The following is a 539-nucleotide window of genomic DNA, read 5'->3' as shown; positions in this document are numbered from 1 at the left end:
CCGTTCACATCGAGGCCGTTGATGATCACCGGGTCGTCGTTGTTGTGAATCTGCAGGACCAGGTTAGCGGTGCTGGTGTCGCCGTCGGCATCGCTGATGGTGTAGGTGAAGGTCTCGGTGCCGTTGCCACCGCCGTGCAGGGCTTTGAAATCGGCGTCACTGGTGTTGAGGGTGTAGGTGTAGGTGCCGTTGGCGTTGAGTACCAAGGTGCCGTAAGTCCCGGTGAAAGTACCGGCGGTGATAGGGCCGGCGCTAGGGCCGGTCGGTACACGGTCGGCGCCTTGCACATCGTTGGTCAGGACGTTGCCGCTCAGCGTCAGGTTGGTTTCCGACGCGGTGCCGGCGTTGCTGTCATCCACGCCTTTTGGCAAGTCGTCGACGATGTTCACGTCCAGCGAACCGTTGGCGGTGGTGCCATTGTCATCCACCACGGTGACAGCGAACTGCTCATTCAGTACGTTGGCGCCGTTGGCAGTCGGGTGCGCTTCGTTGTCGACCAGGGTGTAGCTGTAACTGACGACGCCGGTCGTGGCATTGAA

General features: G+C 61.0%; 1 protein-coding gene. It reads right to left on the bottom strand.

Annotated elements, in window-relative coordinates; translation table 11 throughout:
• On the bottom strand, window positions 1-539 hold a 539-nt coding region (locus J5M72_RS28730), incomplete at both ends, for a VCBS domain-containing protein (RefSeq protein ID WP_207868327.1).

This window comes from Pseudomonas sp. 58(2021) (assembly GCF_017491585.1).
Lineage (GTDB): Bacteria > Pseudomonadota > Gammaproteobacteria > Pseudomonadales > Pseudomonadaceae > Aquipseudomonas > Aquipseudomonas fluorescens_BT.
This window is presented reverse-complemented; position numbering and strand designations above follow the sequence as displayed.